The organism is Streptomyces sp. L2, from assembly GCF_004124325.1.
GTDB lineage: Bacteria > Actinomycetota > Actinomycetes > Streptomycetales > Streptomycetaceae > Streptomyces.
The window spans coordinates 6529115-6555998 of the sequence record NZ_QBDT01000001.1 but is presented as its reverse complement, the minus strand read 5'-3'; the positions used below and the strand labels follow the sequence as shown (position 1 = coordinate 6555998).

General features: G+C 73.2%; 24 protein-coding genes and 7 tRNA genes. 10 read left to right on the top strand and 21 right to left on the bottom strand.

Annotated elements, in window-relative coordinates:
* Nucleotides 1–185: 185 nt before the first annotated feature.
* The 5 genes from DBP14_RS29430 to DBP14_RS29410 form a co-directional block, all read right to left on the bottom strand.
* Nucleotides 186–2000, bottom strand: coding sequence for a DUF2207 domain-containing protein (locus DBP14_RS29430; RefSeq protein WP_129310202.1), 1815 nt, complete (start codon nt 1998–2000; stop codon nt 186–188).
* A gap of 69 nt (nt 2001–2069) precedes the next feature.
* Nucleotides 2070–2144: transfer RNA gene (locus DBP14_RS29425), tRNA-Val, on the bottom strand.
* 39 nt (nt 2145–2183) lie between these two features.
* Nucleotides 2184–2630: an SRPBCC family protein gene (locus tag DBP14_RS29420; RefSeq protein WP_129310200.1), complete on the bottom strand. Its 447-nt coding sequence runs from the start codon at nt 2628–2630 to the stop codon at nt 2184–2186.
* Between the two features lie 434 nt (nt 2631–3064).
* Nucleotides 3065–3136 (bottom strand) — tRNA-Val (locus DBP14_RS29415).
* A 55-nt stretch (nt 3137–3191) separates the two neighbouring features.
* Nucleotides 3192–3644 carry a TIGR02611 family protein gene (locus DBP14_RS29410; protein WP_129310198.1) on the bottom strand — a complete coding sequence of 151 codons (453 nt, stop codon included), beginning with the start codon at nt 3642–3644 and terminating at the stop codon, nt 3192–3194.
* Between the two features lie 190 nt (nt 3645–3834).
* Here DBP14_RS29410 and DBP14_RS29405 point away from each other — a divergent pair, with 190 nt between their 5' ends.
* Together DBP14_RS29405 and DBP14_RS29400 are read left to right on the top strand one after the other, a co-directional pair.
* A complete protein-coding gene (locus tag DBP14_RS29405) occupies nt 3835–4248 on the top strand; it encodes an SsgA family sporulation/cell division regulator (RefSeq protein WP_004002642.1) in 414 nt (137 codons plus the stop codon).
* Nucleotides 4249–4480: 232 nt separating this feature from the next.
* Nucleotides 4481–5041, top strand: a complete 561-nt coding sequence (locus DBP14_RS29400) for a CGNR zinc finger domain-containing protein (protein WP_129310196.1) — start codon at nt 4481–4483, stop codon at nt 5039–5041.
* Between the two features lie 64 nt (nt 5042–5105).
* Here the strand turns inward: DBP14_RS29400 and DBP14_RS36255 are convergent, their stop codons facing one another.
* Both DBP14_RS36255 and DBP14_RS29395 read right to left on the bottom strand, forming a co-directional pair.
* On the bottom strand, nt 5106–5258 hold the full coding sequence (locus DBP14_RS36255; RefSeq protein ID WP_164992432.1) for a hypothetical protein: 153 nt from the start codon (nt 5256–5258) through the stop codon (nt 5106–5108).
* A gap of 171 nt (nt 5259–5429) precedes the next feature.
* On the bottom strand, nt 5430–5876 hold the full coding sequence (locus DBP14_RS29395; RefSeq protein WP_129312149.1) for a hypothetical protein: 447 nt from the start codon (nt 5874–5876) through the stop codon (nt 5430–5432).
* Nucleotides 5877–6098: 222 nt separating this feature from the next.
* Between DBP14_RS29395 and DBP14_RS29390 the strand changes: the two genes are divergently transcribed.
* Complete coding sequence (locus DBP14_RS29390; RefSeq protein ID WP_164992431.1) at nt 6099–6620, top strand: DsbA family protein; 522 nt, start codon at nt 6099–6101, stop codon at nt 6618–6620.
* A 93-nt stretch (nt 6621–6713) separates the two neighbouring features.
* Here DBP14_RS29390 and DBP14_RS29385 read toward each other — a convergent pair whose 3' ends face one another.
* The 3 genes from DBP14_RS29385 to DBP14_RS29375 all read right to left on the bottom strand — a co-directional run bounded on the left by DBP14_RS29385 (nt 6714) and on the right by DBP14_RS29375 (nt 9517).
* A complete protein-coding gene (locus DBP14_RS29385) occupies nt 6714–7544 on the bottom strand; it encodes a GNAT family N-acetyltransferase (RefSeq protein WP_129310192.1) in 831 nt (276 codons plus the stop codon).
* A gap of 84 nt (nt 7545–7628) precedes the next feature.
* Nucleotides 7629–8450: an aminodeoxychorismate lyase gene (locus DBP14_RS29380; RefSeq protein WP_129310190.1), complete on the bottom strand. Its 822-nt coding sequence runs from the start codon at nt 8448–8450 to the stop codon at nt 7629–7631.
* The gene (locus tag DBP14_RS29375; protein ID WP_241741065.1) at nt 8447–9517 is read right to left on the bottom strand and encodes a chorismate-binding protein; all 1071 of its coding nucleotides are present in this window, start codon (nt 9515–9517) and stop codon (nt 8447–8449) included. Before DBP14_RS29375 ends, DBP14_RS29380 begins: the two co-directional genes overlap by 4 nt.
* Nucleotides 9518–9695: 178 nt before the next feature.
* Here DBP14_RS29375 and DBP14_RS29370 point away from each other — a divergent pair.
* The 5 genes from DBP14_RS29370 to DBP14_RS29350 all read left to right on the top strand — a co-directional run bounded on the left by DBP14_RS29370 (nt 9696) and on the right by DBP14_RS29350 (nt 10154).
* Nucleotides 9696–9768 (top strand) — tRNA-Gly (locus tag DBP14_RS29370).
* 38 nt (nt 9769–9806) lie between these two features.
* Nucleotides 9807–9880 (top strand) — tRNA-Cys (locus tag DBP14_RS29365).
* 1 nt (nt 9881) lies between these two features.
* Nucleotides 9882–9953, top strand: a tRNA-Val gene (locus DBP14_RS29360).
* Between the two features lie 23 nt (nt 9954–9976).
* Nucleotides 9977–10048, top strand: a tRNA-Val gene (locus DBP14_RS29355).
* Between the two features lie 34 nt (nt 10049–10082).
* Nucleotides 10083–10154, top strand: a tRNA-Val gene (locus tag DBP14_RS29350).
* Between the two features lie 94 nt (nt 10155–10248).
* Here DBP14_RS29350 and DBP14_RS29345 read toward each other — a convergent pair.
* The 3 genes from DBP14_RS29345 to DBP14_RS36250 form a co-directional block, all read right to left on the bottom strand.
* A complete protein-coding gene (locus tag DBP14_RS29345) occupies nt 10249–10551 on the bottom strand; it encodes a zf-TFIIB domain-containing protein (RefSeq protein WP_129310186.1) in 303 nt (100 codons plus the stop codon).
* Between the two features lie 80 nt (nt 10552–10631).
* Complete coding sequence (locus DBP14_RS29340) at nt 10632–11618, bottom strand: aminoglycoside phosphotransferase family protein (protein ID WP_129310184.1); 987 nt, start codon at nt 11616–11618, stop codon at nt 10632–10634.
* 560 nt (nt 11619–12178) lie between these two features.
* The gene (locus tag DBP14_RS36250) at nt 12179–12355 is read right to left on the bottom strand and encodes a hypothetical protein (protein ID WP_164992430.1); all 177 of its coding nucleotides are present in this window, start codon (nt 12353–12355) and stop codon (nt 12179–12181) included.
* Between the two features lie 612 nt (nt 12356–12967).
* On the opposite strand from DBP14_RS36250, the gene DBP14_RS29335 reads away from it, so the two are divergent.
* A complete protein-coding gene (locus tag DBP14_RS29335; protein ID WP_164992429.1) occupies nt 12968–14368 on the top strand; it encodes a serine/threonine-protein kinase in 1401 nt (466 codons plus the stop codon).
* Nucleotides 14369–14489: 121 nt separating this feature from the next.
* Here the strand turns inward: DBP14_RS29335 and DBP14_RS29330 are convergent, their stop codons facing one another.
* From DBP14_RS29330 to DBP14_RS29295, 8 genes are all read right to left on the bottom strand, one after another.
* Nucleotides 14490–15308 (bottom strand): RNA methyltransferase, encoded by an 819-nt coding sequence (locus tag DBP14_RS29330; protein WP_129310181.1) that lies wholly within the window; start codon nt 15306–15308, stop codon nt 14490–14492.
* 73 nt (nt 15309–15381) lie between these two features.
* The gene (gene cobA / locus DBP14_RS29325) at nt 15382–16614 is read right to left on the bottom strand and encodes a uroporphyrinogen-III C-methyltransferase (RefSeq protein ID WP_129310179.1); all 1233 of its coding nucleotides are present in this window, start codon (nt 16612–16614) and stop codon (nt 15382–15384) included.
* Between the two features lie 148 nt (nt 16615–16762).
* Nucleotides 16763–20653: a nicotinate-nucleotide--dimethylbenzimidazole phosphoribosyltransferase gene (cobT, locus tag DBP14_RS29320; protein WP_129310177.1), complete on the bottom strand. Its 3891-nt coding sequence runs from the start codon at nt 20651–20653 to the stop codon at nt 16763–16765.
* Between the two features lie 342 nt (nt 20654–20995).
* Nucleotides 20996–22294: a precorrin-6y C5,15-methyltransferase (decarboxylating) subunit CbiE gene (cbiE, locus tag DBP14_RS29315; protein WP_129310175.1), complete on the bottom strand. Its 1299-nt coding sequence runs from the start codon at nt 22292–22294 to the stop codon at nt 20996–20998.
* A 114-nt stretch (nt 22295–22408) separates the two neighbouring features.
* A complete protein-coding gene (locus DBP14_RS29310; RefSeq protein ID WP_129310173.1) occupies nt 22409–23056 on the bottom strand; it encodes a GNAT family N-acetyltransferase in 648 nt (215 codons plus the stop codon).
* 155 nt (nt 23057–23211) lie between these two features.
* Nucleotides 23212–24042 carry a MetQ/NlpA family ABC transporter substrate-binding protein gene (locus DBP14_RS29305; RefSeq protein WP_129310171.1) on the bottom strand — a complete coding sequence of 277 codons (831 nt, stop codon included), beginning with the start codon at nt 24040–24042 and terminating at the stop codon, nt 23212–23214.
* A 72-nt stretch (nt 24043–24114) separates the two neighbouring features.
* On the bottom strand, nt 24115–24852 hold the full coding sequence (locus tag DBP14_RS29300) for a methionine ABC transporter permease (RefSeq protein ID WP_129310169.1): 738 nt from the start codon (nt 24850–24852) through the stop codon (nt 24115–24117).
* On the bottom strand, nt 24849–25892 hold the full coding sequence (locus DBP14_RS29295; RefSeq protein ID WP_129310167.1) for an ATP-binding cassette domain-containing protein: 1044 nt from the start codon (nt 25890–25892) through the stop codon (nt 24849–24851). Before DBP14_RS29295 ends, DBP14_RS29300 begins: the two co-directional genes overlap by 4 nt.
* 631 nt (nt 25893–26523) lie before the next feature.
* Between DBP14_RS29295 and DBP14_RS29290 the strand changes: the two genes are divergently transcribed.
* Complete coding sequence (locus DBP14_RS29290; protein ID WP_129310165.1) at nt 26524–26883, top strand: hypothetical protein; 360 nt, start codon at nt 26524–26526, stop codon at nt 26881–26883.
* Nucleotide 26884 lies beyond the last annotated feature (1 nt).

Here is a 26884-nt window from a genome sequence, read left to right as displayed (position 1 = left end):
GGCGATGCGGCGGGCCGGTCGCGGTCACACGCCGCGGGGCGATGCGGCGGGCCGGTCGCGGTCACACGCGCCGCGGGGCGATGCGGGCGATTCGGCCGCGGTCACACGCGCCGGGCGGTGACGACGCGTCGGGTGCCGCTGCGGTCAGACACGCCATGGAGGCGTTGCGGGCGGGTCCGCCGGGGTCACCAGGAGCCGCCGCCTCCGCCTCCCGCGCCGCCGCCGACTCCGCCGCTCGACGAACCGCCGCCACCGCCGCTGCTGGAGCCACCCGAACTGGAGGGCGATGAGGCGCTGGACAGGACGGTGGCGGCCAGCAGGACGTCGCCGAGGTCGGGGGAGGAGCGCAGCGGCGGCCTCGGCGCCGATGACGAGGAAGCGGCGGCTGCCTCCTCCCACGCGGCCTGGACGCCGAGGGCCACCGCCCAGGCCGTGTACCGCTGCAGCCGTTCCTCGTCGAGCGGTTCACCGGAGCAGGCGGCGGGGTCGAGCAGGTAGCGCCGGAAGGCCTCGACCCGGAGCCAGCTCTCTGTGCCGCGGGGCGTGCGCCTGCCCAGCTCCCACCCGCGGACCAGCAGGGCGGCGCCGATGCCGGCGGCGACGGCGCCGGCGAGGAGGAGGGGCGGCCCGGCCCCGAGGCGCCGGCCGTTCAGGATGCCGCCGGTGATCGCGAGGACCAGACCGAGCAGCGCCCCGCCGAGTCCGGCCATCCCGGACTTCTCGCCGCGCCGGGCGGCGGCCCCGTCCCAGAGGTCGCTCGTGTTGATCCAGTTCTGGAGTTTCCACTCGAGGTCGCTCCAGCTCTCCCGGAACCAGTGGTCGCGCGTTCCGAGGACCAGGCTGTCGCGGCCGCCGAACATCTTGTCCAGTACGTCGCGGGTCTCGCGGTCCGCCCGGCGGTCCTCGGACTCGTCACGCCTGTGGAGGATGGGGCGCTGCTCGTTCCCCGCGATGGAGATATGGCCGTCGGCCGCGGCGGTGAGCAGCCAGGCCACCTTGTGTTCGTCCGCGACCCGTTCGAGGCGCAGCAGGCCGCCCTGGACCGGTGTCAGGTCGTCAGGCGGTGTGGCGGACGGGGTGACCGAGCGGGCGAGCCGCTCGATCTCGACGCGCCGCTCCCGGCGGGCGTCCCCGCGGACGCTGTCGCGACCGGCGAACCGGAGGCCGCAGACGGTCAGTGCCGCGCAGGCCACGGCGACGGCGAGACAGAGGCCGCCGTTGCGCATCGGGTGCGGCAGGGTCGTGCCGAGCGCCGCGCCGTCCGGCGGCGACGGCAGCGCGGCCGGGGCGGCGGTCTTCGCCTTCGCGGCGGTGGCGTACAGGGTGAGGCCCTCGTGCCCCTGGAGCCGGTCCAGCCGGACGACCAGGTGGCCGGGCTCGCTCTGCCGGACGGCGCAGGGTTTGCCGGCGTCCCATGTGCCGTGCGCGCAGCGGAGGCCGGTGAACGCGTGGTCGTCCACGACGTGGACCTCCACGTGTGCCCGGTCCACCTTCCAGCCGGTGCCGACCGCGTCCCAGGCGAGCTTGCCGCCCTTCACCACCTCCGGGAGCGTGTACTGGACGCGGTAGCGGTGCACGCCGCTGACTGTGTGCCGGGGGTCGCCCACCCGGAGGCGCTCGGCGTAGCTCTGCCTGCCGTTCACGTCGCGGTAGGAGTCGCCGATCATGCTCTCGAAGGGGACCTTGTGGCCGTCCATGGTCGCGCGGACCTGTTCGTCGTCGAAGTCGGCGTCCGGCACGTCGCGGTAGATGCCGTGCGAGTCTCCCGAGTGCCCGAAGTCGTAGTCGATGACCTCGGTGATCCGGGCGCTGCCGTCGGCCCGGATCTCGGCGCCGACCCACATCGCGTCGACCCGTTCCTTGTTCGCCAGGGCCTGGGCGATGGCGGCGACCGAGGCGCACACCGCCAGGACGGCGAGGATGATGATCAGTGACCATCCCCGGCGCCGTCGTACCGACTTCGGACTCTTCGGCCGTCTGCCGTCTGTCCCACCACTCATGACGTGCCCCCCCACGGACGTACGACGGGGATGAAAAAAGCCGGTCTGCGTGTGCAGACCGGCTTTCCCTGGTGGGCGATACTGGGTTCGAACCAGTGACCTCTTCGGTGTGAACGAAGCGCTCTCCCACTGAGCTAATCGCCCGGGAACGCACTGAACAATACAGGTCCCCGCGCCCGGAGTTCAAACCGCTTCGAGCCGGCGCAGTAGTCCGCGTCGCCCGGAGCGCATCATCAGTCGGTGGTTGGCCCTGAAGAGGGGGCGGCCGGGGACGGCGAGCCGTCTGAGCAGGGGCTTGTCGGCGTCGACGACCTGGTCGTAGCGGGCGAGGGTGCCGGGGCCGCCGGCGGTGAGGGTCCAGCGGGCCCAGCCGTGCAGGTCTCCCGACATGGCGATCTCCAGGACGCCGGCGGCCGGGGAGCGGCGCGTCTCGCGTGCGGTGAAGCTGAGGTCGTACGGCAGGAGGGACCGGACGGTGAAGACGGCGGTGGTGTCATCGAGCCGGGTCACCGACCGCACCTGGGGCCACCAGCGGGGGTAGTCCTCGGGCCGCTGGAGCACCGCGTAGACGGCGGCGGGCGGGGCGGGCAGGGGCCACAGGCTGTGGAAGCGGTGGTGGGACCAGTCCATGGACTTGAGTCTGCCCTGGTGGAGCGGGGCGCATGAGTACGCGTACTCATGTGGGCCGCCCGGGTGCGGACGACACTGGAAAGCGAGCGCCGCCGCCCGTGCGACGGCGCTCACCCGATTTCCGGAAGTGACCAGTGCTCAGATTGCTTGCGGGTGCCCGCACTTGGAGGGGTACGGAATTCCTCGCTTGTCGTACTTCCGAAGAAAAGTGACGGAGTTCTGGAAAACACCCCGGGGATTTCCGCCCGCGGCCCGGGTTCCGGAACTTCTCGTACCTGTTCTCGGAGCGCGATCGTCCGGTTGTGGCTTCCGGGCCCGCTCCGCGACATCCGCCGAAAGTGACGATCTGTCACCATGTGCGGGCACGCACGGCGACGGCCCGCACGCACGACGACGGCCCACCTGCCTTCTCGCAGGTGGGCCGTCGGTCCGGGTGGGCGATACTGGGTTCGAACCAGTGACCTCTTCGGTGTGAACGAAGCGCTCTCCCACTGAGCTAATCGCCCGGGTGCAGGAAGAACATTACCCCATGTCAGGGGGTGCCTCCGACCACGCGCCGGATCACTGATCCTTGATCTTCCAAGGCATCACGACGCCGAACTTCCACACGTAGATCCCCACGAGCACCCCCACGACCACCAGGCCGATCGCCGTCAACGTGATGTTGCGGCGCCGCACCTTCGGATCGAGAGCCCGCTGGGCCGCCTCGGTGACCTTGCGTTTGGTCCAGCGGAGCACGAGCTGCGCCCAGACGAACTCGGTCGCCCAGATCGCCATGCCGCCGAAGATCACCACCCAGCCGGGCCCCGGAAGCGGCAGCATGACGATGCCGGCCGCCACGACCGCGAGGCCGACCACGAAGACGCCCACCTGCCAGCTCAGGTGCAGCAGACGGCGGGCCTTGATGAATTCCGGCGCCCTGGACCCGAGCGCCCGCTCAGTGCGCTCCCCGTCCGCCTCCGCCTTGTCCGGTGCCACGGCGACCTCCCGTGGCTCGTCACTCCCCGTATTCATACGGCGAAACCCTACCGGAGTGAATCAGTCACTGAAATGGTCGTAGGTCACGTACGAGTTCTCGGCCGGAAGAGTTACGTAAACGCACGCAAAACCCTCAGAGGGGTTTACAACGGCACCGTAGGTGGCATGTCGATTTCGCCGACGTGCGAATCCCCGAGCGCACACTGAGCGAAAGGCCCTGGCGCTTATGAACACCACGGTCAGCTGCGAGCTGCACCTGCGCCTCGTTGTGTCGAGCGAGTCCTCCCTGCCTGTCCCCGCAGGCCTGCGGTACGACACGGCCGACCCCTACGCCGTGCACGCCACCTTCCACACCGGAGCCGAGGAGACCGTCGAGTGGGTGTTCGCCCGCGACCTCCTCGCCGAGGGGCTGCACCGGCCCACCGGCACCGGCGACGTCCGCGTCTGGCCCTCACGCAGCCATGGTCAGGGCGTCGTGTGCATCGCCCTCAGCTCCCCGGAGGGTGAGGCTCTGCTCGAGGCCCCGGCGCGGGCCCTGGAGTCCTTCCTGAAGCGAACGGACGCGGCCGTGCCGCCCGGCACGGAACACCGGCATTTCGATCTTGATCAGGAGCTCTCGCACATCCTGGCGGAGAGCTAGGCCGCGGCCCCCCGAAGCCGCCCGGCGCCGTCCACTCGGGGAGACGGCTCGGGCCAGGACAATCTCATACGGGATTGACCGACGCCGTCACTGTGAGTGGTCACGGGGCGGCGTCGGTGTGTGCCGGTCTCCCTCTGCCCGGTGTACGGGGGCGCCTGCCGCCGACGGGGTGTCGCTACCATCGGCCTGCATCGGCGGGCGTTCGCCCGAACCTCAGGCCAGGGAGCGAAACGTGCTGATCACCCACGACACCCGGTGCGCACTCGACACTGTGGTGGATCTGGTGAACACCGTGCCGGAGGACGACACGGCGGCCGACGGGCTGGCCGACGTCGCGGCCCTCGCGGATTTCGTACGAAACCACGAGATCAGCGATGTCGGGGTGCTCGGCGAGTTCGATCTCTCCGCTGTGCGCGAGGTGCGCGGGCGCTTCGCCTCGATCTTCGCCGCGCCGGACGCGCTGGCGGCGGCCGGCATGATCAACGACCTCGTCGCCGCGGCCGGTACCACTCCCCGCCTCACGGACCACGACGGCTACGACTGGCACGTGCACTACTTCGCGCCCGGCGCCTCCGTGGCCGACCACCTCGCCGCCGACTGCGGGATGGCGCTCGCGTTCTTCGTGGTCGCCGGGGAGCAGGAGCGGCTGCGGCGCTGTGAGGCGCCGGACTGCCGCCGCGCCTTCGTCGACCTCTCACGCAACCGTTCCCGCCGCTACTGCGACAGCCGGACCTGCGGGAACCGGCTGCACGTGGCCGCCTACCGGGCGCGCCGCAAGGAGGCGGCCGGCTGAGCCGGCTGACGGGGCCGGGCCGACGCCGGTCCCGGCGGGTGGCGCCGGGACGGACGTGTACGTCTCACAGCCAGAGCAGATCGTGCAGCGCGGCCGCGAGGAGCAGACACCCGATCACCGCAAGGAAGATCATCAGCGGTGGCTGGGAAAGGGCGAAGAGGCACCCGCGCGGCTCGTCCTTCGGCGGCGCGGCCTCGCTCTCGGTCGTGTCCAGCATCTCGCCGTGATGATGACCCACCCGGGCCCCCGGGCGCGATCAACACGCACGTAACGTGCGGGAGTTCGTCGAATTCAGCAGCGAGCCGTCCGTGTCGCTTCGGGTTGTGAACGGTTCCGGCCGACGGGGGGATCACCTGTGTCGTTTCCGCGCGTCAAGCCCTCGGACCGGTCATATCCCGTGCTTCTTGAGGATGGCCTCGATGTCGCTGAAGTCGTCGCCGGACCCGCCGGCGCGGGGCGACGGGGCGGGCCGGGCCGCGGGACGGCTGCCCTGCCCCAGCGAGGGCGCCGAGGCCGTGGGTGCCACCGGGTCGGAGCCGCCGCGCTCCGCCGCTCTCCGCTCGGCGCGGGTGCCCCCGCCCCGCCGGCGCTCGACCGCCCTGGTGGTCATGAACAGCAGCCAGGCCACGCCCAGCACACCGAAGCCCGCCCAGGCGGTGGGGCTGAAGGCGGTGTCGGCGAGCCAGCCGACGACCCCGGTCATGACCAGGCCGACGGGCACCAGCGCGTACGCCGCGATGCGGGCCGCGGACAGGAATCGCTTGCGGTAGGCCGTGACCACCGCGATGCCCAGGCCCGCCGCGGACACGGCGGAGCAGACGGTCTCGGCAATCATCCGGTCCTCCTGGCGGTCCGGGCGGGTGCGCGGCCGGGCCGGCAGCGCTTCGTCCCTTCCATCCTGCACCGTCCGTTCCCCGCGATGCCATGCCTCGCCGCGACATCAGGGAGATCTCCGGGTCGCCTCCTCCTCGGGTGCCGGTCGGAGCGGGCGCCGGTCGACGCCGGTGTCCTCGCGTCCCGATTGGGTCGCCCGCGTCCGGCCTGGAAGACTGGGGGCATGAGCGACTCCTCCCCCGCGGGCACCGAGCCCGTCGTCCTCGACGTGTGGTGCGAACTCCAGTGCCCCGACTGCCGTAGCGCCCTGGCCGACGTCAGCGCCCTGCGCGCCCGGTACGGCGACCGGCTGGAGCTGCGGCTGCGGCACTTCCCGCTGGAGAAGCACAAGCACGCGTTCGCCGCCGCGCAGGCCGCCGAGGAGGCCCTGGAGCAGGGCAAGGGCTGGCCCTACGTGGAGGCGGTGCTGGCGCGGGTCGAGGAGCTGGACCGTAAGGGGGAACCCCTGCTGGTCGAGGTGGCCCGGGAACTGGGGCTGGACGCCGAGGAGTTCGACACCGCGCTGATCGACGGCCGGCACATCCTGATCGTCGACGCCGACCAGGCCGAGGGCAAGGCGATCGGCGTCACCGGCACGCCGACGTACGTGATCGGCGGCGAACGTCTGGACGGCGGCAAGAGCCAGGAGGGGCTGCGCGAGCGCGTCGAGGAGATCGCCGACCGGCTGCTCGCCGGACAGCCCTGAGCCGGCCGGGGCGTCCCCGGCCCGGGCCCCCGGCCAGGGCACCCCTCGGCGGCCCGGCCCCCGGAACGGGGCGCCCCTCGGCACGCCCATGGGTCAGACCAGGTGCTTCAGCAGGGAGTACTGGGTCGTCTCGTAGCCGAGCGAGTCGTAGAGCCGCTCGGCCGGGGTGTTGCCCGCGAACACATTGAGCCCGAGGAATCCGAGTCCGGCGTCCGCGGTCTGGCGTTCGGCGAGCAGCATCAGCGTCCGGCCGTGCCCCCGGCCCCGGTGGGCGCCGTCGGCCTCGACGTCGAAGACGAACCCCTCGCCGTCCCGCAGGTCCAGGGCCAGCCACAGGTGGCCGACCCTGGTCCCCTCGTGCTCCAGGACGCTGAAGCACATGCCGTCGGTCGCGAGCCCACGTGGCAGCATCCGCTCGTGGTCCCGGCGGGCCTTCTCCCGGGCCGCCTCCTCGGGCAGGCCCCGTTCCGTCCAGGTCCGGGCGTAGTGCTCGCTCTCGTACTCCTGCCAGGCGCCGAACTCCTCCGGGGTCATGGGCCGGGCCCGGCTGCCCGGGGGCAGGGCGGGCGGGACGGCGCCGAGGGACTTGCGCATGCCGCGGTTGGTGACGACGTAGCCGAGCGCCCGGACCAGGCGCAGCGCCGGTTCCGCGCCCCCCGGCACCACGGTGCCGATCCGGGTGCAGCCCCAGCCGCGGGCCACTTCCTCGGCGGCGAGCGCGGCCACGGTGGCCCTCCCCCGGCCGCGGTCGGGTTCGTCGATCCGCAGGTCGATGATCCGGGCGACCGAGTCGCCGAGCGACGCGGACGTGCCGAGGTGGATCGCGCCCACGGGACGGCTGTTGACACACACCTGGTAGTGCCGCGACAGGGTGCCGTCGGCGGCGCGCTGGAGCGGCTCGGTCGGCCGCAGGGTCGTGGTCATCACAGGTGTTCTACCCAGCCCGCGCCGCCGGACCGACCGGATACCGCGATCTCAGGGGTATCTCCGGGGACCCGGGGACGGCCCTCAGGGGTCGAGGTCCGCCCCTGCCTGTTCGTCGAAGACGCGCATCGCCTTCGCCGTCACCGGTCCCGGCACGCCCGGGAGTTCCCGGTCGTCGATCCGGTGCACGGCCTGGACGTCCCGGAGGGTGGAGGTCAGGAAGACCTCGTCGGCGCGCTCCAGCACGTCCAGCGGCAGGTCGGTCTCCTTCGCGCCGGTCCACTCGACGGTCAGCGCGCGGGTGATGCCGGGCAGGCAGCCGGAGGCGACCGGCGGGGTGTGGATCTCGCCGTCCAGGACGACGAAGACGTTCGAGCCGGTGCCCTCGCAGAGCTGCCCGACGGTGTTGCCGAACAGGGCCTCGGAGGCGCCGTGCTCGTGGGCGCGGGCGAGGGCGACGACGTTCTCGGCGTACGAGGTGGTCTTCAGGCCGGTGAGGGCGCCCCGCTCGTTGCGGGTCCAGGGCACCGTGATCACGGCGGTGGTGTCCGGCCGGCGGGTGGTCCCGCCGAGGGCGACGACCAGGGTGGGGCCGTGCTCGCCCCGGTCGGAGCCGAGCGGGCCGTGGCCCCCGGTGTAGGTGATGCGCAGCCGGCCGAGCGGCATCGGGTTGGCGTCGAGCACCGCCGTACAGGCACGCCGGACCTCGTCGTGGTCCGGGTCGGGCAGGCCGAGGCCGCGGGCGGAGCGGGTCAGCCGGTCGAGGTGCCGGGTGAGCGCGAAGGGGCTGCCGTGGGCCGCCTTCACCGTCTCGAAGATGCCGTCGCCCACGGTCAGTCCGTGGTCGAACACGGAGACACGAGCGGACTCCACGTCCCGCAGCCCGCCGTCCAGCCAGATCTTCACCGGTCCATCCCTCGCTGTTCGCCGTCGTCGTACGCACCCGACGCTACCGCGAGCAGCCGGGACGCCTTCAGTTCGGTCTCCCGCCACTCCCCCTCGGGGTCGGATCCCCAGGTGATGCCGGCGCCGGTGCCGAAGCGGAGCAGACCGGCCTCGCGGTCGATCCAGAAGGTGCGGATGCCGACGGCCAGCTCACCGGTGCCGCGGTCGGCGTCCACCCAGCCGACGCCGCCGCAGTACGGGCCGCGCGGCACGGGTTCCAGGGCTTCGATGATCCGCAGGGCGCTCGACTTGGGCGCGCCGGTGACCGAGCCGGGCGGGAAGGCGGCGGCGAGGAGTGCGGGCCAGCCGGCGCCGGAGCGCAGCTCACCGCGGACGGTGGAGACGAGGTGGACCAGGCCCGGGTGCTTCTCGACGGCGCACAGGTCGGGGACGCCGACGCTGCCGGTGACGCAGACCCGCCCGAGGTCGTTGCGGACCAGGTCCACGATCATCACGTTCTCCGCGTAGTCCTTCTCCAGGAGGTCCGCCTCGGTGCGCCCGGTGCCCTTGATGGGGCCGGACTCGACGGTGCGGCCGTCCCTGCGCAGGAACAGCTCGGGCGAGGCGGTGGCGATCTCGACGCCGTGTCCGGGCAGCCGGATCGTGCCGGCGTACGGCGCCGGGTTGCCGCGGGCGAGCAGCGCGGTCAGGGCGTCCACGTCGGCGTCGGGGGTGATGGGGGCGGCGAGCACCCGGCAGAGGTTGGCCTGGTAGACCTCGCCGGCCGCGATGTGCTCGCGGATGCGGTGGACTCCGGCGGTGTACGCGGCCCGGTCCAGGGACGACGTCCAGGCGTCGACCGCCGGTCCGTGCCAGCCGCCGGGCACCGGGGCGGGCACGGGCTGCTTCCGTACGTCCGCGAAGCGCGCGCAGGTCAGGCCGCCCTCGAAGTCGGCGGCGACGGCCCAGAAGCCGGTGGAGTCCAGGGCGGCGGGATCGCTGGTGACGTCGAGGAGGCCGGTGGCGACGCGGTCGCCGAAGCGGGCCAGGGGCGGCAGGCTCAGGGGCCGGGACGGGAGGTCGAGCACGTGGTCGAGTGTAGGTCGGGTGTCCGGCATGTGGTCATGGCGGCGCCCTCGGCCGGCCGTGACCGGGTGCTCCGTCGGGTGCAGCGCAGCACGCTGCGTAAACGCGTTTTTGTGCTGGCCCGGGAATCCGCTAGAGTTCAACACGTCGCCGGGACGCGCAAGCGGACCGAAACGACAGGCGGACGTAGCTCAGTTGGTAGAGCGCAACCTTGCCAAGGTTGAGGTCGCGAGTTCGAGCCTCGTCGTCCGCTCGAAGGAAGAAGGGGTCTTCCCGATCCCCTACACTCCTGGTGGAGTGGCCGAGAGGCGAGGCAACGGCCTGCAAAGCCGTCTACACGGGTTCAAATCCCGTCTCCACCTCCAAGGACGATTAGCTCAGCGGGAGAGCGCTTCCCTGACACGGAAGAGGTCACTGGTTCAATCCCAGTATCGTCCACTGAAGCCCTCGGGCTTCCACCCGCGCGATTAGCTCAGCGGGAGAGCGCTTCCCTGACACGGAAGAGGTCACTGGTTCAATCCCAGTATCGCGCACGCACAGCCCGTGACCGTGTGGTCACGGCCCCGAGGACGATTAGCTCAGCGGGAGAGCGCTTCCCTGACACGGAAGAGGTCACTGGTTCAATCCCAGTATCGTCCACACACACAGGAGCCCCCGGCCGTCTCGTACGGCCGGGGGCTCCTCGCGTCGGATCAGCTCTCGCTGCCAGCTGTCGGCTGGCAGCTGGCAGCCGTCAGCTGGAGAACAGCATGTGGCCGAAGCTCTTGTGGCGGTGGTGGTGGCCGTGGCCGCCGTAGTGACCGCCGCCGTGGCCGCCGCCGTGCGGAGCGCCCCAGGCGGGCGCGGGCGGGGCCGGGTACGCCTGCGGGGCGGGCGGCGCCGGCGGGGCGGGCTTGGCCCACTGGGACTCCAGCTGGGTCAGCGACTCCAGTTCGCCGTAGTCGAGGAAGATGCCGCGACAGCCGCTGCACTGCTCGATCTGGACGCCGCTGCGGTTGTAGGTGTGCATCGGCGCATGGCACTTCGGACACTGCATGGTCGGCTCAACTCCTCGCCGGTTGGTCCTGCTTCGTGTTTCCCCAGGACAGACTCCGTCCGCGCCTGGTCGGTTGCACCTTACTTCGGGAATCCGTGCGTCAACTGCGCGGGGACGGAAGTCATCCGCGCGCAGGCGTCCACGACGTCCTGTTCGACCTCGTCCAGCGGACGGCGGGCGGTGACCGCCTTGGCGAGGGCGGTGGCCGCCGTCTGTACGGTCAGGGCGCGGGCCGCGACGTCCAGGGCGGGCCACGGGTCGCCGTCCGGGGGTACGGCGGGGCCGCCGGCGTTCCGGTAGGCGGCGAGGAAACGGGTCCACTCGTCGGGCGGGAGAAGTCCGCAGGCGAACCAGGCCGCGGGGCGGGCGAGGTCCCAGGCGGGGACGCCGACGCCGAGGTCGTCCACGTCGATCAGCCGCCAGGGGCCGTCGGGCGCGGGGTGGCGGACGAGCTGGCCGAGGTGGAGGTCGCCGTGGCAGAGGGTCGGGGGGCCGGGCATGGGGGCCTCGGCGCGGGCCCAGGCGGGGAGGGCGGCCCAGGCCCGGAGTATGGGGGCCATGGCGCTGGCCCGATCTTCGCCATCGGTGGCGGCCGCGCCCGGGTCTTCGCCATCGGTGGCGGCCGCGCGGAGGCGGGCTACGGCCCGGGCGGCCTTGGCGGGGCCGCGCATCGGGGGCAGGCCGGTGGGCGGGGGCGTGCGGTGCAGCCGGGCGAGGAGGGTGGCGGCGGCTTCCCAGGGGGCGGCGTCGGGGTCGTCCGGGTCCACGGGGGCGCCGTAGGGCCAGAGGGTCACCAGGCGGCCGTGCAGGGGGGTGGCGGTCGGCGCGAGGGGGGCGAGGAGGACGTCCGGCAGCGCTGCGGCGGTGGCCAGGCGCCGACCCAGCTCGGCCTCCTCCGTCTCCGGGGCGTGCGCCTTCGCGACGGTGCCGGCGTGCCGGACGACTGTGGCGTCGGGGCGGTCGGCGAGGGTCTGGGCGGGGCCGCACCGGCAGACTCCGGCGCCGCCTTCCGGGTGCGCGGCACGCGCCGCGAGGGCGGGGAGCAGAGCGGAGGTGTCTGACGTCACGGGGGCCTCGGGGGGTGGACTGTAGGGCGAGCGTACTGGCCCAGGCCGCCCCACGAGGCCGGCTGCCCCGGCGTGGGCACTGGCGCGGGCCGCTCCGCGAGGCCGACAGCACGGCGCGGGCACTGGTACGGGCCGCTCCCGCGAGGCCAACTGCACAGCGCGGGCACTGGTGCGGGCCGGGGGTCGGGTCGCTCACCGGCGCTGCCGGGGTGCCGCTGCGCCCACCCGTGCCGCCCTTGGCGGCACTCATGCCCGCAGCTGGGTGGGGGCGGCGCGCGGCTGCAACGTGCCCCGTCAGGGGCGCGGGGAACTGCGCGAACGGCCACCGCGCGCCCGCAGGCGAGGACGGTGCAGGCCGGGCAGCACTCCAAGGGGCGCGGGGAACTGCGCGATCCGCCTCCCCGGGGCCCGGGGTCGAGAGGGCCCGGGGGAAACGGCCAATGCCGGCGCAGCTCCCCAGCTGCGCCGGCATTTGTGCCGTCCGCCGTACCCCCGTCCCCACGGGGTTTCATGGGTGGATGTCCCCGCCCGGACCGCTCTTCCGGGCCTGGGGTCGCCGCTCAGCGCCCCAGCATCACACCCACGGACGACGCCTGTGTGGCCACTGTCTCCCAGCCGTCGAAGACGAGGAGGAGCAGGGCCGCCAGGGGAAGGGCCATGAGCGTCGCCACCAGGGGGTGGCGGCGTCCCGTCCGGCACGGAGCGAACGCGGTGTGTCGCGGTGCCGTGTGGGCCATGGTCCCTCTCCTGACCGTCTTGGTCTGTCCTGGCAGCGGCGGGTGCCTGACCTCGGGGGACGAGTGCTGCACCCGCCGCTTGACCTCAAATCTAGGCGGGGGCCGTCCGGCGGGCGTCATGCCCTCGTACCGAATGACGGGCCTCCCGGAGGATGAGGTGTGACCTGGGCTCTACTCCCCTGGGTGGAGACCCGGTCACCGGTCTCGGGGTCTTCCCGGAGGGGGCGCCCGCGGTGTCCCGCCATGTCCGGACCGGCGGTGAGCCACTTCGCGCCGCTTCGAGTGAGTTCGATCACTTGTCCGGCGTCCGGAAGCGGGGTCCCGCGTGAGAAGTGATCCAGCGCTCCCGATGTGCCCGCGTCCGCCCACGGCCGGTCCGCAACAGGCGCCCCACCGCCGCTCCGGCCACTGTTCGAGCGTTCAACAACGCTGCCCCTACGGCGGATTGACGCACGCGCCGCCCCAAGGGCACCGAGCCGTACGGCTTCCTGACCCCGTCTCACTTCCCGCACCCGGCACGCACAATCCATCCGCGTGAGAGGGCGCGGCCTCTGCGCGCAGGCGGCCGGGGAAACGTAAGCTGTGCCACGTCACAGGGACCGGGCAGCGGGGATGAACATGGCGATGATGCGCCTGAGGCGCGAGGACCCGCGTGCCGTCGGCTCGTTCAGGCTTCACCGACGGCTCGGCGCGGGCGGGATGGGCGTGGTCTATCTCGGTTCCGACAAGAAGGGACAGCGGGTCGCGCTGAAGGTGATCCGGCCCGATCTCGCGGAGGACCAGGAGTTCCGCTCCCGGTTCGCCCGTGAGGTGTCGGCGGCCCGGCGCATCCGGGGCGGGTGCACGGCCCGGCTGGTCGCGGCGGATCTGGAGGCCGACCGCCCGTGGTTCGCCACGCAGTACGTTCCCGGGCCGTCCCTGCACGACAAGGTCGCCGACGAGGGGCCGCTCGGGGCGGCCGACGCGGCGGCGATCGGCGCGGCCCTGTCCGAGGGGCTCGTCGCCGTGCACGAGGCCGGCGTGGTGCACCGGGACCTGAAGCCCTCCAACATCCTGCTGTCCCCGAAGGGGCCGCGGATCATCGACTTCGGCATCGCCTGGGCGACCGGCGCCTCCACCCTCACCCACGTCGGTACGGCGGTCGGCTCCCCCGGCTTCCTCGCGCCCGAGCAGGTGCGCGGCGCCGCCGTCACCCCGGCCACCGACGTCTTCTCGCTCGGCGCGACCCTCGCCTACGCCTCGGCCGGCGACTCGCCGTTCGGCCACGGCAGTTCCGAGGTGATGCTGTACCGGGTGGTGCACGAGGAGCCCCAGCTGAGCGGAGTGCCGGACGCGCTCGCCCCGCTGGTGCGGGCCTGCCTGGCGAAGGATCCCGAGGACCGGCCCAGCACGCTGCAGCTGTCGCTGCGGCTGAAGGAGATCGCGGCCCGGGAGGCGCAGGGCCTGACCGACGTACGGCCGCCCGCGCCGCGCGCTGCCGAGGCGGACCGGCCCACGGGCCCGCTCGTCGACACCTATCCGGAATCGCAGCGCGGCGCCCAGCGGCGTACGTCGCCGGGCACCCCGGTACCGCGCGGCGGCGCGCCCGCCCGGGGCGGGGTGACTCCCCGAAGCGGCGGTTCCACGCGCGCCGGTGGCGCCGGCTCGCGGCCGGGCGGACCGCGTCCGACCCCGGCCCCGGCCCCGCGCGGCGGTGGCCCGCGGTCCGGCGGCGGCAGCCGTCCCGCGCCGCGCGGTGCCGGCGGCCGGCCGACGCCGCGGCCGACGGGCACCGGACGGCGCCCGGCCAATCCGCGCCTGCTGCGGCAGCGGCTGTTCGTGTTCGTGGTGGTGACGCTACTGGTGGCGCTGGGCATCGCCGTGGCCCAGGGCTGCCAGGGCCCGGCCCGCGGCCTCGGCGACCGGCACGGCGTCGTACGCCGGCACCAGCAGCACGCGGCCACGGCTTTCGCCCCGGCGAACGAGGCGCTGCCGGCCTCCGAGCGCTACCACTCGACCCTCCGGCACGGGTGACGGCCGGGCCGCGGTCCGACGACTTGTCGGCAGGGCCGGCGTTCGACGGCTTCACGGCGAGAGCCCGGGTCCGGCGACCGGACGGCCGGGGCGGGTCGGGCCTCCTGACCGCCGGGGCGGGTCAGGCCTCCGGGCGGCCCGTGGCGACCGCGTAGAAGGCGACCGCCGCCGCCGCGCCCACGTTCAGCGAGTCGACGCCGTGGGACATGGGGATGCGGACCCATTCGTCGGCGGCGACCAGGGCCTGGGTGGACAGGCCGTCGCCCTCGGCGCCCAGCATCAGGGCCACCCTGTCCATGCGGTGCAGGGCCGCCTCGTCGAGGGTGCGGGCCTTGTCGTCCGGCGTGAGGGCGAGCAGCGGGAAGCCGGCCTCCCTGACTTGTTCGAGCCCCTTCGGCCAGGTCTCCAGGCGGGCGTACGGCACCGAGAACACGGCGCCCATGGAGACCTTGACGCTGCGCCGGTACAGCGGGTCGGCGCAGTCGGGCGAGAGCAGCACGGCGTCCATGCCGAGCGCGGCGGCCGAACGGAAGATCGCGCCGATGTTGGTGTGGTCGTTGACGGCCTCCATGACCACCACCCGGCGGGCCGAGCGGAGCAGTTCGGCCGCCGTCGGCAGCGGCTTGCGCTGCATGGAGGCGAGGGCGCCGCGGTGCACGTGGTAGCCGGTGACCCGTTCGGCGAGGTCCGGGCTGACCGCGTACACGGGGGCCGGCAGCTCGTCGATGACGTCGCGCATGACGTCGATCCACTTGGCCGAGAGCAGCATGGAGCGCATCTCGTAGCCCGCGTCCTTCGCCCGTCTGATGACTTTCTCGCCCTCGGCGATGAAGAGGCCCTCGGCCGGCTCGCGCTTGCGGCGCAGCTCGACGTCGGTCAGGCCCGTGTAGTCGGAGAGGCGGGGGTCCTCTGGATCCTCAACGGTGATGAGATCGGCCACAGGGTGATACTGCCTTGTCCTGGGTGTGGTGCCAACGGCTCGGAACGACTGGGTTACTCGGGGTTACGCGTGATCAAGCCAAGTTGGCCGGTCCGGCGTCCACCACCGCTCCGATGACGATCACCGCGGGGGGCTTCACCTCTTCGGCCCGGACGGTCTCGGCGACCGTCGCGAGGGTGGCGTCGACCCGGCGCTGCGCCGCCGTCGTCCCCTCCTGGACCAGCGCGACCGGCGTGTCGGCGGGCTTGCCGTGGGCGACGAGGGTGTCCGCGATCTTGCCGATCTTGTCGACGCCCATGAGGACGACGAGGGTGCCGGTCAGCTTGGCCAGGGACGGCCAGTCGACCAGGGAGCGCTCGTCGTCGGGGGCGACGTGACCGCTGACGACCGTGAACTCGTGGGCGACACCGCGGTGGGTGACCGGGATGCCGGCCGCGCCCGGCACGGAGATCGAGCTGGAGATGCCGGGGACGACCGTGCAGGCGATCCCGGCCTCGGCGAGCGCCTGGACCTCCTCCATGCCCCGGCCGAAGACGAAGGGGTCGCCGCCCTTGAGACGTACGACGGACTTGCCCTGCTTGGCGTGCTCGATGAGCGCGTTGTTGATGGCTTCCTGGGCCATGTAGCGGCCGTAGGGGATCTTGGCCGCGTCGATCACCTCGACGTGCGGCGGGAGTTCGGCGAGCAGGTCGCGCGGGCCGAGGCGGTCGGCGATGACGACGTCGGCCTCGGCGAGCAGGCGGCGGCCGCGCACGGTGATCAGGTCCGGGTCGCCGGGACCGCCGCCGACCAGGGCCACGCCGGGGGTGCGGGTCCGGTGGTGCGGGGCGACGAGGGTGCCGTCGCGAAGGCCCTCGACGACCGCGTCCCGGACCGCGGCGGTGTGCCGGGGGTCGCGGCCGCGGGCGTCGGTGGTCAGGACGGCGACGGTGACGCCCTCGCTGTGGCCGGTCGCCGGGGTCCAGGCGGTGGCCCGGTCGGCGTCGTCGGAGCGGACGCACCAGACGCGGTGGCTCTCGGCCTCGGCGGAGGCGGCCGTGTTGGCCTCGGGGTCGCTGGTGGCGATGAGGGCGTACCAGGCGTCGGCGAGGTCGCCTTCGGCGTACGGCCGCCGGTGCCAGGTCAGCTCGCCGGCGTCGGCCATGGCCTCGACGGAGGGGGTGGCCTCGGGGGAGACGAGGAGGATGTCGGCGCCGGCCGCGATGAGGGCCGGGAGGCGGCGCTGGGCGACCTGGCCGCCGCCGAGGACGACCACGCGGCGGCCGGTGAGGCGGAGGCCTACGGGGTAGGCGGGGTGTTCGGCCATGAGGGACGGCTCCTCGTGCAGCTCTGCGATGGGGGCGCGCTGCACCTTCGGAGCGGCCCTGACGTGCGAATTTTAGCTGTGGGCAGGGCAGAGGGCACGGGTGGCCCGGCAGCTGGACGCCGGACCACCCGCCACCCGTCCGTGACGGCTACTTCTCTGTCACGCCCGCCGAGTCGAACGTCGCCACCTCGTGCATCGCCCGGGCCGTGCTCTGGACCAGCGGGAGGGCGAGCAGGGCGCCGGTGCCCTCGCCGAGGCGGAGGTCGAGGTCGACCAGGGGGCGCAGGCCGAGCTTGTTGAGGGCGGCGACGTGCCCGGGTTCGGCGCTGCGGTGGCCGGCGATGCAGGCCGCGAGGGCCTCGGGGGCGATCGCGCGGGCGACCAGCGCGGCGGCACCGGCGCTGACGCCGTCCAGGATCACCGGCGTACGCAGCGACGCACCACCGAGCAGCAGGCCCACGATGGCCGCGTGTTCGAAGCCGCCGACGGCCGCGAGGACGCCGATCGGGTCGGCGGGGTCCGGCTGGTGCAGCTCCAGCGCGCGCCGGACGACCTCAGTCTTGCGGGCCAGCGTCTCGTCGTTGATGCCGGTGCCCCGGCCGGTGACCTCGGCCGGGTCGGCGCCGGTGAACACGGAGATGAGCGCCGCCGACGCGGTCGTGTTGGCGATGCCCATCTCACCGGTGAGCAGGGCCTTGTTGCCGGCCGCCACCAGGTCGCGGGCGGTCTCGATGCCGACCTCGATGGCCTGCTTGACCTCCTCGCGGCTCATCGCGGGACCGGTGGTCATGTCGGAGGTGCCGCCGCGGATCTTGCGGGGCAGCAGTCCGGGCGTGGCCGGAAGGTCGCCGGCGACACCCACGTCGACGACGCACACCTCGGCGCCGACCTGGTTCGCGAAGGCGTTGCAGACCGCTCCCCCGCCGAGGAAGTTGGCCACCATCTGGGAGGTGACCTCCTGCGGCCACGGGGTGACGCCCTGGGCGTGCACACCGTGGTCACCGGCGAAGATCGCCACGGCCGCGGGCTCCGGGATCGGCGGCGGGCACTGCCGGGACAGCCCGGACAGCTGCGCGGAGATGATCTCCAGCATGCCGAGCGCGCCCGCCGGCTTGGTCATCCGCTTCTGCCGCTCCCACGCCTCGCCGAGCGCCTTCGCGTCCAGCGGGCGGATCTGCGCGACGGTCTCGGCGAGCAGATCGTGCGGGTCCTCACCGGGCAGGGCTCTGCGGCCGTACGTCTCCTCGTGCACCACCCACGACAGCGGGCGCCGCTTGGACCAGCCGGCCTGCATCAGCTCGGGCTCGTCCGGGAACTCGTCGACGTAGCCGACGCAGAGGTAGGCGACGACCTCCAGGTGCTCCGGGAGGCCGAGGGCGCGGACCATCTCGCGCTCGTCGAAGAAGCTGACCCAGCCGACGCCGAGGCCCTCGGCGCGGGCGGCGAGCCAGAGGTTCTCGACGGCGAGCGCCGAGGAGTAGGGCGCCATCTGCGGCTGGGTGTGCCGGCCGAGCGTGTGCCGGCCGCCGCGGGTCGGGTCGGCGGTGACGACGATGTTCACCGGGGTGTCGAGGATGGCCTCGATCTTCAGTTCCTTGAATTGCTTGGCCCGGCCCTTGGGCAGCGACTTGGCGTACGCCTCGCGCTGGCGCGTGGCCAGTTCGTGCATCGTGCGCCGGGTGTCGGCGGAACGGATGACGACGAAGTCCCAGGGCTGCGAGTGGCCGACGCTGGGTGCGGTGTGGGCGGCCTCCAGGACGCGGAGCAGCACCTCGTGCGGGATGGGGTCGCCGCGGAAGCCGTTGCGGATGTCGCGCCGCTCGCGCATGACCTTCAGCACCGCCTCGCGCTCGGCGTCGCCGTAGGCGGGGGCGGCCGGGCCGGCGGGCTGCTGCGCTTCGGCCACCGCCGCCGCGCTCTCCTCGGGCTCGGCGCCCCGGGTGTCCAGGTCCTCCGCCTGCTGTACGACGTCGACGGCCGGCTCGGTCTCCGGGGCCGCCGGGGCCGGGACCTGGGCAGGGCTGCCGGGGGCTTCCGCCTCGCGGGGCGCGGGCACGGTGGCGACCGGCCCCTGCGGCACCTCCGGTGTCTCGGCTGTCGCCGCTGTCTCCGGAACCTGCGGGGTCTCCGGGGTCCCCGGGGTCCCCGGGGTCTCCTGAGCGGGGAGCACGATCGGGTGCGGCGGGGTGGGAGCCAGATGCGGAGTGGTCGGCACGGACCCCTCCACGGGCACGAACTCCCCGAGCGGCTGCTCGGGACCGGGGGCCTGAGTGCCGTCCGCGGCCACCGCGGGGTCGGGGACGGGGGCGGCGGCCGATTCGCCCTGCGGGCCGGCGGGCGCGGGCGTGGCGGCCTGCGGGGCCTGGCCGTCGGACTGCGGCTGCTGCGGCGGGGCCAGCACGGCGTCGGCGGTCACGGCGTTGCCGAGCTGCGGGCCCTGGACCTGGTGCGGGGCGTGCGCCTCGGGGGTGCCGTCGACGGGCGTCGCGGTGGCATCACCGGCGGGCTGGGCCGGTACGGCGCCCTGAGCCGGAGAGTCGGCGGCCTCGGTCACCGGTGCCTCCTGGACGGGGTTGGCGGAAACGGGTTCGGCGGCGGCATCGGATGCCAGGGCGGGCTCGGCGGCGACCGCGGGCTCGGGGGTCGGCGCCTGCGGGTCCGCGGCGGCCGTCTCCCCTGCCGGTACGTCGGCTGCGGTGCTCTCCGCCGGGGGTACCGGCACCTGATCGGCAGCGGCAACGGCAGGCTGGACTGCGGCGGCACCACCGTCGGTCGCCGCTGCCTCGGCCACCGGCTCGGCGGGTACGGAGGCGGCGGCTACCGGCTCGGCCGCCTCCGCCTGGCCGGTGCCCGCGGCCGTCTCCGCGGCCTGCGCCGGCTCGGCGTCGGGCTGCGCCTGGGCGACCGGCGCCGCCGGCTCCTGAACGGCGGGCGCGGGCTCCGTGATATCGGCGTCGTCGGCCGGCACGGGCACCTGAGCCTGGCCCTCGGCCTCCGTCTGCGCGATCTGGTCCGGTGCGATCCGCACCGGCTCGTCCGCCGTGCCCTGCGTCACCTGCTCCGGGCCGCTCGTCACGGCTGCCTCCGGGACCGGCGAACCGGCGTCGGCCCCGGCCAGGGTGTCCCCGACCTGGGCCTGAGCCACGACCGGCGTGCCCGGGGTCACCGCGACGGCGTCGGGAGCGGCGCTCTGCGCGCTCTCCACCGACTGCACACCGTCGTGAGCGTTCGCGGGCTGCATTCCGTCGTGCCCGTGCACGACGTTCTGCCCCTGTGCCGCCGCCGCGCTCGCCTGGTGGGTGAGACGGGCCACCGCCGCCTCGGCCGCGCCGGGCGTCTCGGTCGCCGCGGGTCCGGCCGGAGCAACCGTTTCCGCAGCCGGCACCTGAGCCTCGACCTGAGCCACCGCGGCCGGAACCTGCCCCTGGGCCTGCGCCACCCCGACCGGCACCTGAGCCGCGGCCTGTTCCGCCGGTGCCTGTTCCGCCGCGTCCGGGGCCGTACCCCAGGGCGCCGCGCTCTGCGGGGCCATGTCGTGCAGAGGGGGCCGGCCCTCGGCGTACTCGGGACCGGTCGGCAGCCCGGGCTGGCGTACCGGCGTGCCCGCCGGGCCCCGGTCCGCGAGGGAGCGGACCGGGCTGGCGGAGGTGTCCGGGATCGGCGGGCCGAGGTGCAGGGGCCGCCGCGGCTGCTGCACGGCCGCGCCCGGGTCGTGCGGCGCGGAGAGGATGGGCGACGGCGTCACGGACACGGGGCCGGAATCGGGCAGCCGGACTCCGGTGAGGTCGACGGAGCCGCTGTCCCGGCCGGCCGTCTCGTGCGGCCCCGGCTCGTGGACGGCCTCGACGACCGGCTCCGGGGCGGGCGGCGGCACCTCGTTGCCCCACGCTCCCTGGGCACCCGGCAGCAGCAGCTCTTCGTCCTCGGCCGGAGCGTCGGAGAGGTAGGTGTACGCGCCGTGCGCGGGGACGCCCGGCTGCTCCACCATGCCCGCGCTCTCCGGCAGTCCCTCGCCCGGGACCTGGCCGGTGTCCGTCATGCGTACCCCTCGCCCATCGGTTAGTGCTCCTGAAACAGCTCACCCGGAACGGCGCACCGACCGCCCCACCGTGAAGAACGAGCGTGCGTGCCCAGCGGCACGAACGACCCATGGAAAAGACGACAAAGCCATTCAGTGGCATTGTCCCGGTCGTTCCGCCGTCGCGACAGCATGATCCGCGACAGGCCGCTGTGGACTGCGCCACGTTGCGCGTCCTCGGGTTTCGCCGTACCACACCCAACCCAAAACGGGCGTGTTTTCCGGACATTGACGAACGAAGTTCCGGGCCACCGGTGCGGCACAACGATCGGCCAGCCTACCGCGCGCGGTACGACAACACGATCACGGGGCGCGGTCGGGCAGTACCCCCGTGAGCAGGAACGCAACGTTCCGCTCGGTCTCCGTCCAGGCCCGGGTGTCGAGTTCGACGGACTGCAGCAGGGCGCACTCGACGCGGTATCCGTGCTCGCTCAGGTCGCGGCCGACGCGCTCGGCGGCGTCGCGGGTGGCGGCGTGGGTGACGATGCGCTGCGGGCGCCGGTCGGCGACCGCGGAGACCACGGCCGCTCCCCCGCCGCCGACGCGTACGACGTCCGGTTCGGGCAGGTTCTCCAGGACGTGGGGCGCGGCGCCGCGCACGACCTGGAGCAGGACGCCGTGGCGGCGCGCGGCGGACTCGGTGCGGGCGCAGGCCCCGGGGTCGTGGTCGACGGCGATGACGGCGGCCCCGGCGCTCGCGGCCTCGGTGGCGAACGCGCCGCTGCCGCACCCGATATCCCAGACGAGGTCACCGACGCGGGGCCCCAGCCGGGCGAGTTGGGCGGCCCGCAGCAGTTGCGTCTCCCCTTCACCGAGCCTGCGACCCGCGCCGGAGCCGGAGCCGGAGCCGGTGCCATGGCCGGAGCCGGTGCCGGTTCCGGAACCGGCGTCGCCGGGGGCGGCGTACCGCTCGTCCGGCTGGACCCAGCCGCGGGGGCCGGCGGCGGGGTCGCGGCCGGCGATCCAGCCGCCGCCCTCGGGCGCGGTCCCGGCGGCGGTGTGCCCGCCGATGACGATGACGACGTTGGGGTCGCGCCAGGTGTGGTCGGGGGCCTTGTCGGAGGTGACGACGGTGACCTGTTCGCGGCCGGTGCCGAGTTCCTCGCAGATGACGAAGGTGCGGTGGACGCCCTCCAGCAGCAGGCCGAGTTCGGCGGGGCCCGCCCCCGGGGAGGTCAGGACGGCGACCTTCGGGTGGGCGCGGCAGACGTTCACGGCGCGGCGCAGGGTGCGCCGGTGGGCGACGACGACCTGGGCGTCGTCCCAGGGCATGCCGGCCCGGGCGAAGGCGGCGGCCACCGCGGAGACGGCGGGCACGACCTCCACCTCCAGGCCGAACTCCGGTGCGCGCAGGGTGCGTACGACGCCGAAGAAGCCGGGGTCGCCGTCGGCGAGGACGACGGCGGTGCCGCGGTGGGCGGCGATGCGGCGGGCGGCCAGGGTGAGGCTGCCCAGGCGGATGCGTTCGGCGGTGTGCGGGACCTCGGGCAGCGCGAGGTGGTGGGCCGCGCCCGCCACGAGGGTGGCGGCGCCGAGGGCGGCGCGTGCCGTGTCGGTCAGCGGCGAGCCGTCCCAGCCGATCACGGTGACCCGGTCGGCCATCGTCGTCAGTCTCCTGGTTTTCGCAGGTCGTCAGGGGTGCGGTGCCCGGGTGGGGCTCCGTGAGGGTATCGGTTCACCCGGCGGTGCGCGCGGCGGGGCGGGCCTCCGCCGGGGTCAGTTCCACTCGGAGTACTCGGCGTACGAGGTGAAGCCGGCGGTGTCGGCGAGCTGCTCGTCGGCGCCTTCCAGGTCCTCGGGGAGGAGACTCCAGACGATGAAGTCGGTGCGCACGTCGGTCCAGGTGCCGTCGTCGGTGCGCGAGTGGGCTATGCAGGCGTTGCGGAGCACGCCCTCGCTGATGCAGCCGATCTTCTGGGCGACCTGCTGGGAGGCGGTGTTGTCGGCGGCGGTGCGGATCTCGATGCGCTCGAACTTCTGGTCGCCGAGGACCCACTGGGCGGTGGCGAGGGAGGCCTCGGAGGCGTAGCCCTCGCCGCGCGCCCAGGGGGCGACGATGTACGACAACTCGGTGGAGCGGATGTGCCAGTTGGTCTTGGTGAGCTGGACGACGCCGACGAGGCGCTGGGTGAGGAACTCGGTGACGGCGAGGTCCAGGCCGCGGCCGGCGGCGCGTTCGGCGGGCGCGTACTGGCCGATCCAGTGCCGGGCGCCGGCTTCGGTGAAGGGCTGGGGGATGTCGGTCCAGGCGGCGATCTGCTCGTCGTTCATCATCTCGGCCAGGGCGGGCACGTCGTCCTCGTCGAGGGGGCGCAGCACCAACCGCTCCGTGCTGATGGAGACGTTGGGGAAGGTGCTAGTCATGCGCCGCTCCGTAAATCTCGGAAAACCCGCGGGAACCCGCAGGGCCTGCTGAACTGCCCAGCATGCAGCATGAAAGCACTGAACCGCATCACGGGGTCCACACCTGGTGAGGGCGCGGACCCCGTGCGTGTCGGGTGAGTTGCCCGGGTGCGGGATCAGAAGGACGGAATGACCGAACCCTGGTACTTGTCCTCGATGAACTTCTTGACCTCGGGCGAGGTGAGGAGCTTGGCCAGCTTCTTCACGCGCGGGTCGTTCTCGTTGCCCTTCTTCACGGCGAGGAAGTTGCCGTAGGGGTTGTTCTTCGCGGACTCCAGGACGAGGGCGTCCTTGGCGGGCTTCAGGCCGGCGGAGATGGCGTAGTTGCCGTTGACGACGGCGGCGTCCACGTCGTCCAGGGAGCGCGCGGTCTGGGCGGCCTCGACCTCCTTGAAAGCGAGGTGCCGGGGGTTGGCGTCGATGTCCCGCGGGGTGGCCTCGGCGCCAGCGCCCTTCTTGAGGGTGATGAGCTTGTTGTCGGCGAGGAGCTTGAGCGCGCGGGCCTCGTTCACCGTGTCGTTGGGGACGGCGACGGTCGCGCCGCTCTTGAGGGCGTCGAGGCTCTTGACCTTGTGGGAGTACAGGCCGAGCGGCTCCAGGTGCACGGTGACGACGGGCACGATGTGGGTGCCGCGCTTACTGTTGAAGTCGTCGAGGTAGGGCTGGTTCTGGAAGTAGTTGGCGTCCACCGAGCCGTCCTCGGTCGCCGTGTTGGGCGTGACGTAGTCGGTGAACTCCTTGACCTCCAGGTCCAGACCCGCCTTCTTCGCCAGGTTCTTCTTGACGAAGTTCAGGATGTCGGCGTGCGGGGTGGGGCTGGCGGCGACGACGAGCGGTCCGCTGTAGTCGTGGGAGGCGGAGTCCTTGCCGGAGCCGCAGGCGGTCAGCCCGGCGGTGAGGGCTCCGGCGGCGAGGACGGCGGCGGTGATCTTGGCGGTGTTACGCACGAAAAGTGCCTTTCCTTAAGGGTGGTGCGACCCCGTGTGGGTGACGGGGAGTTCTGGGGTGCGGCGGGCCGGTCAGGCGGCCGTGCCGACGTGCGCCGTGTCCGGCTCCTTGGCCTTGAGCAGGCGGAGCCTGGGCACCGGGCCGGTCCGCGCGCCCCGGCTGTGCAGGGCGCGGGCGGTGAGGTCGCCGGCGAACTGGACGAGGGAGATGACGACGGCGAGGATCGCGACGATCACCCACATCAGCTCGGTCTCGAAGCGCAGGTAGCCGTAGCGGACGGCGAGGTCGCCGAGGCCGCCGGCGCCGACGGTGCCGGCCATCGCCGAGTAGCCGATGAGGGCGACCAGGGTGGTGGTCGCGGAGGAGATCAGCGAGGGCAGGGCCTCGGGCACCAGGACCTTGCGGACGATGGTGAAGGTGCTGCCGCCCATCGACTGCACGGCCTCCACGAGCCCGCCATCCACTTCCCGGACGGCCGTCTCGACGAGCCGGGCGAAGAAGGGGATGGCGCCGATGGCGAGCGGCACGATGGCGGCGTCACGGCCGATGCTCGTCCCGGTGACCCAGCGGGTGAAGGTCATCAGCGCGACCATGAGGATGATGAACGGCATCGAGCGGGTGATGTTCACGACCTGCCCGATGACCTTGTTCACCACGATGTTCTGCAGCAGGCCGCCGCGCTCGGTGAGCACGAGCAGGACGCCGAGCGGCAGTCCGGCGAGGATGGCGACGGCCGTGGACCAGCCGACCATGTAGAGGGTGTTCCAGCACTCGGGCTCCAGCAGCTCCCACATCTCGGACCAGCTCACTTGGCACCTTCCTTCACCAGCGCGGACTCCTGGCCCTCGGGGCCGACGACGTCGATCTGCAGGCCCTGTTCGCGCAGGAAGCCGACGGGCACCACGTTGTCCTCGTAGCGGCCGGGCAGTTCGATGCGCATCCGGCCGACCTGGAGGCCACCGACGGTGTCGATGGCGGCGCCGAGAATCGATATGTCGATGTTGTAGGTGCGGGAGAGCTGGGAGATGACCGGCTGGGTCGCCGCCTCGCCGTGGAAGGTGACGTCGACGACAGTGCGGTCGGCGCCGGAGGCCTCGCCGCCCACCGGGAACAGCGCGCCGGCCAGTTCGGAGCCCGGGGTGGCCAGCAGTTCGCTGACCGTGCCGGACTCCACGATCCTGCCGTCGCGCATCAGCGCGGCCGAGTCGCACACCGACTTGACCACGTCCATCTCGTGCGTGATGAGCAGGACGGTGAGGCCGAGCTGCCGGTTGAGGTCGCGCAGCAGCTGGAGGACGGAGCGGGTGGTCTCGGGGTCGAGGGCGCTGGTGGCCTCGTCGGAGAGCAGCACCTTGGGGTCGCCGGCGAGGGCGCGGGCGATGCCGACGCGCTGCTTCTGGCCGCCTGAGAGCTGCGCGGGGTACGCCTTGGCCTGGCCGCCGAGGCCGACCAGGTCGAGCAGTTCCAGGGCCTTGCGCGAGCGCTCCTTCCCGGAGTGCCCGAGGATCTCCAGCGGCAGCTCGACGTTGTCCTGCACGGTCCGCGAGGACAGCAGGTTGAAGTGCTGGAAGACCATGCCGATCCGGCCGCGCGCCCGGCGCAGTTCCCTCCCGGCGCGCGGTCCGCGTCCGGCGAGGGAGGTGAGGTCCTGCCCGGCGACGGTCACGGTGCCGGAGGTGGGGCGCTCCAGCAGGTTGACGCAGCGGATGAGCGAGGACTTGCCGGCGCCGGACTGGCCGATGACGCCGTAGACCTCGCCCTCGCGGACGTGCAGGTCGACGCCGTCCAGGGCGGTGACCTCACGGCCGCGCGAGCGGTAGACCTTGGTCAGGCCCGAGGTGGTGATCACAGGATTTCCGTCACTGTCGAGTGCGCGGGCGCGGGTGTGCCCGGGCACGGGTGCGTTCTTTGTGTGCGTGGCGTTCGTGGCGTGATGTCGGGGACTTGCCGCTTCTCGCCGCACGAGGGGACCGGCGGAGCCGGGAGGACATCGTGTGCGCGGCGGGGTGCCCCTGCCGGATCAGGCGGTATCGGTCCGGATCAGGCGGTGGGGGCGGCGGCGGTCCGGGACGCCGCTGGGGCGGCGGGGACAGGCCACGGCTCTCGCTTCGGGGCGCGAGGCTCAGGGGTGGTGCGGGGGCCCTCTAGAAGGCGCACATTCGACACATACGACGAGCACCGGGCGTCATGGTCGCCTCGGTCGCAGGGATGCGGCAGCTCGTCGTGGTCATGCGATCAGTAAACCAGACGTACGGTCCTGACCCGGCTCTCCTGTCCGCATGCTGGACAGCGGCGGACACCCGTCAGGCGCGGGCGGAGACCTCTACTCCCCCTTCAGTGACCAGTGCGGACAGGGCCGGCAGGTCGTGCGCCATCACGTCGGCGCCCGGCTCTGCGGCCCGTTGGTTGTGGTCAACGCCACGGCGGCGTACGACGGGGGCGGCGGCGTCGGCCCATTTCGGCCGTAATAAGGTCACCGCATGCTCAATGCCCTGACGCTGGTGACCGGTGTCGCCGCGCTGCTGCTCGCCGCCTGGTGCGGCTGGGCGGCCTACCGTGACCAGCCGACGAAGGACTGGCACCTCATCGGCATGGCCGTGGTGTCCGTGCTGGCCCTGGTCCAGCTCGGGTTCGGGATCGTGCAGCTGGCGCGGGGCGAGAAGCCGGACCAGAGCACCACGATCTTCGTGGCGTATCTGCTGGGCGCGTTCGCGTGCGTTCCGGCGGCGGGGTTCATGTCGCTGGCCGAGCGGACCCGCTGGGGTTCGGTGACGGCCGCCGCCGGCGGCGTGGTGCTGGCCGTGCTGGAAGTACGGCTCTTCGACATCTGGGGAGGCTGAG

Excerpts from the sequence above, each read along its gene's own strand:
- DBP14_RS29385 (WP_129310192.1), bottom strand. The coding sequence starts at position 7,544 with ATGACCACGACCCTGCGGCCGACCGAGCCGCTCCAGCGCGCCGCCGAC.
- DBP14_RS29335 (WP_164992429.1), top strand. The coding sequence starts at position 12,968 with ATGAACATGGCGATGATGCGCCTGAGGCGCGAGGACCCGCGTGCCGTC.
- DBP14_RS29395 (WP_129312149.1), bottom strand. The coding sequence starts at position 5,876 with ATGATTGCCGAGACCGTCTGCTCCGCCGTGTCCGCGGCGGGCCTGGGC.
- DBP14_RS29420 (WP_129310200.1), bottom strand. The coding sequence starts at position 2,630 with ATGGACTGGTCCCACCACCGCTTCCACAGCCTGTGGCCCCTGCCCGCC.
- DBP14_RS29430 (WP_129310202.1), bottom strand. The coding sequence starts at position 2,000 with ATGAGTGGTGGGACAGACGGCAGACGGCCGAAGAGTCCGAAGTCGGTA.
- DBP14_RS29345 (WP_129310186.1), bottom strand. The coding sequence starts at position 10,551 with ATGCAGTGTCCGAAGTGCCATGCGCCGATGCACACCTACAACCGCAGC.
- DBP14_RS29310 (WP_129310173.1), bottom strand. The coding sequence starts at position 23,056 with ATGACTAGCACCTTCCCCAACGTCTCCATCAGCACGGAGCGGTTGGTG.
- cobA (WP_129310179.1), bottom strand. The coding sequence starts at position 16,614 with ATGGCCGAACACCCCGCCTACCCCGTAGGCCTCCGCCTCACCGGCCGC.
- DBP14_RS36255 (WP_164992432.1), bottom strand. The coding sequence starts at position 5,258 with ATGCTGGACACGACCGAGAGCGAGGCCGCGCCGCCGAAGGACGAGCCG.
- DBP14_RS36250 (WP_164992430.1), bottom strand. The coding sequence starts at position 12,355 with ATGGCCCACACGGCACCGCGACACACCGCGTTCGCTCCGTGCCGGACG.
- DBP14_RS29405 (WP_004002642.1), top strand. The coding sequence starts at position 3,835 with ATGAACACCACGGTCAGCTGCGAGCTGCACCTGCGCCTCGTTGTGTCG.
- DBP14_RS29390 (WP_164992431.1), top strand. The coding sequence starts at position 6,099 with ATGAGCGACTCCTCCCCCGCGGGCACCGAGCCCGTCGTCCTCGACGTG.
- cobT (WP_129310177.1), bottom strand. The coding sequence starts at position 20,653 with ATGACGGACACCGGCCAGGTCCCGGGCGAGGGACTGCCGGAGAGCGCG.
- DBP14_RS29410 (WP_129310198.1), bottom strand. The coding sequence starts at position 3,644 with ATGAATACGGGGAGTGACGAGCCACGGGAGGTCGCCGTGGCACCGGAC.
- cbiE (WP_129310175.1), bottom strand. The coding sequence starts at position 22,294 with ATGGCCGACCGGGTCACCGTGATCGGCTGGGACGGCTCGCCGCTGACC.
- DBP14_RS29290 (WP_129310165.1), top strand. The coding sequence starts at position 26,524 with ATGCTCAATGCCCTGACGCTGGTGACCGGTGTCGCCGCGCTGCTGCTC.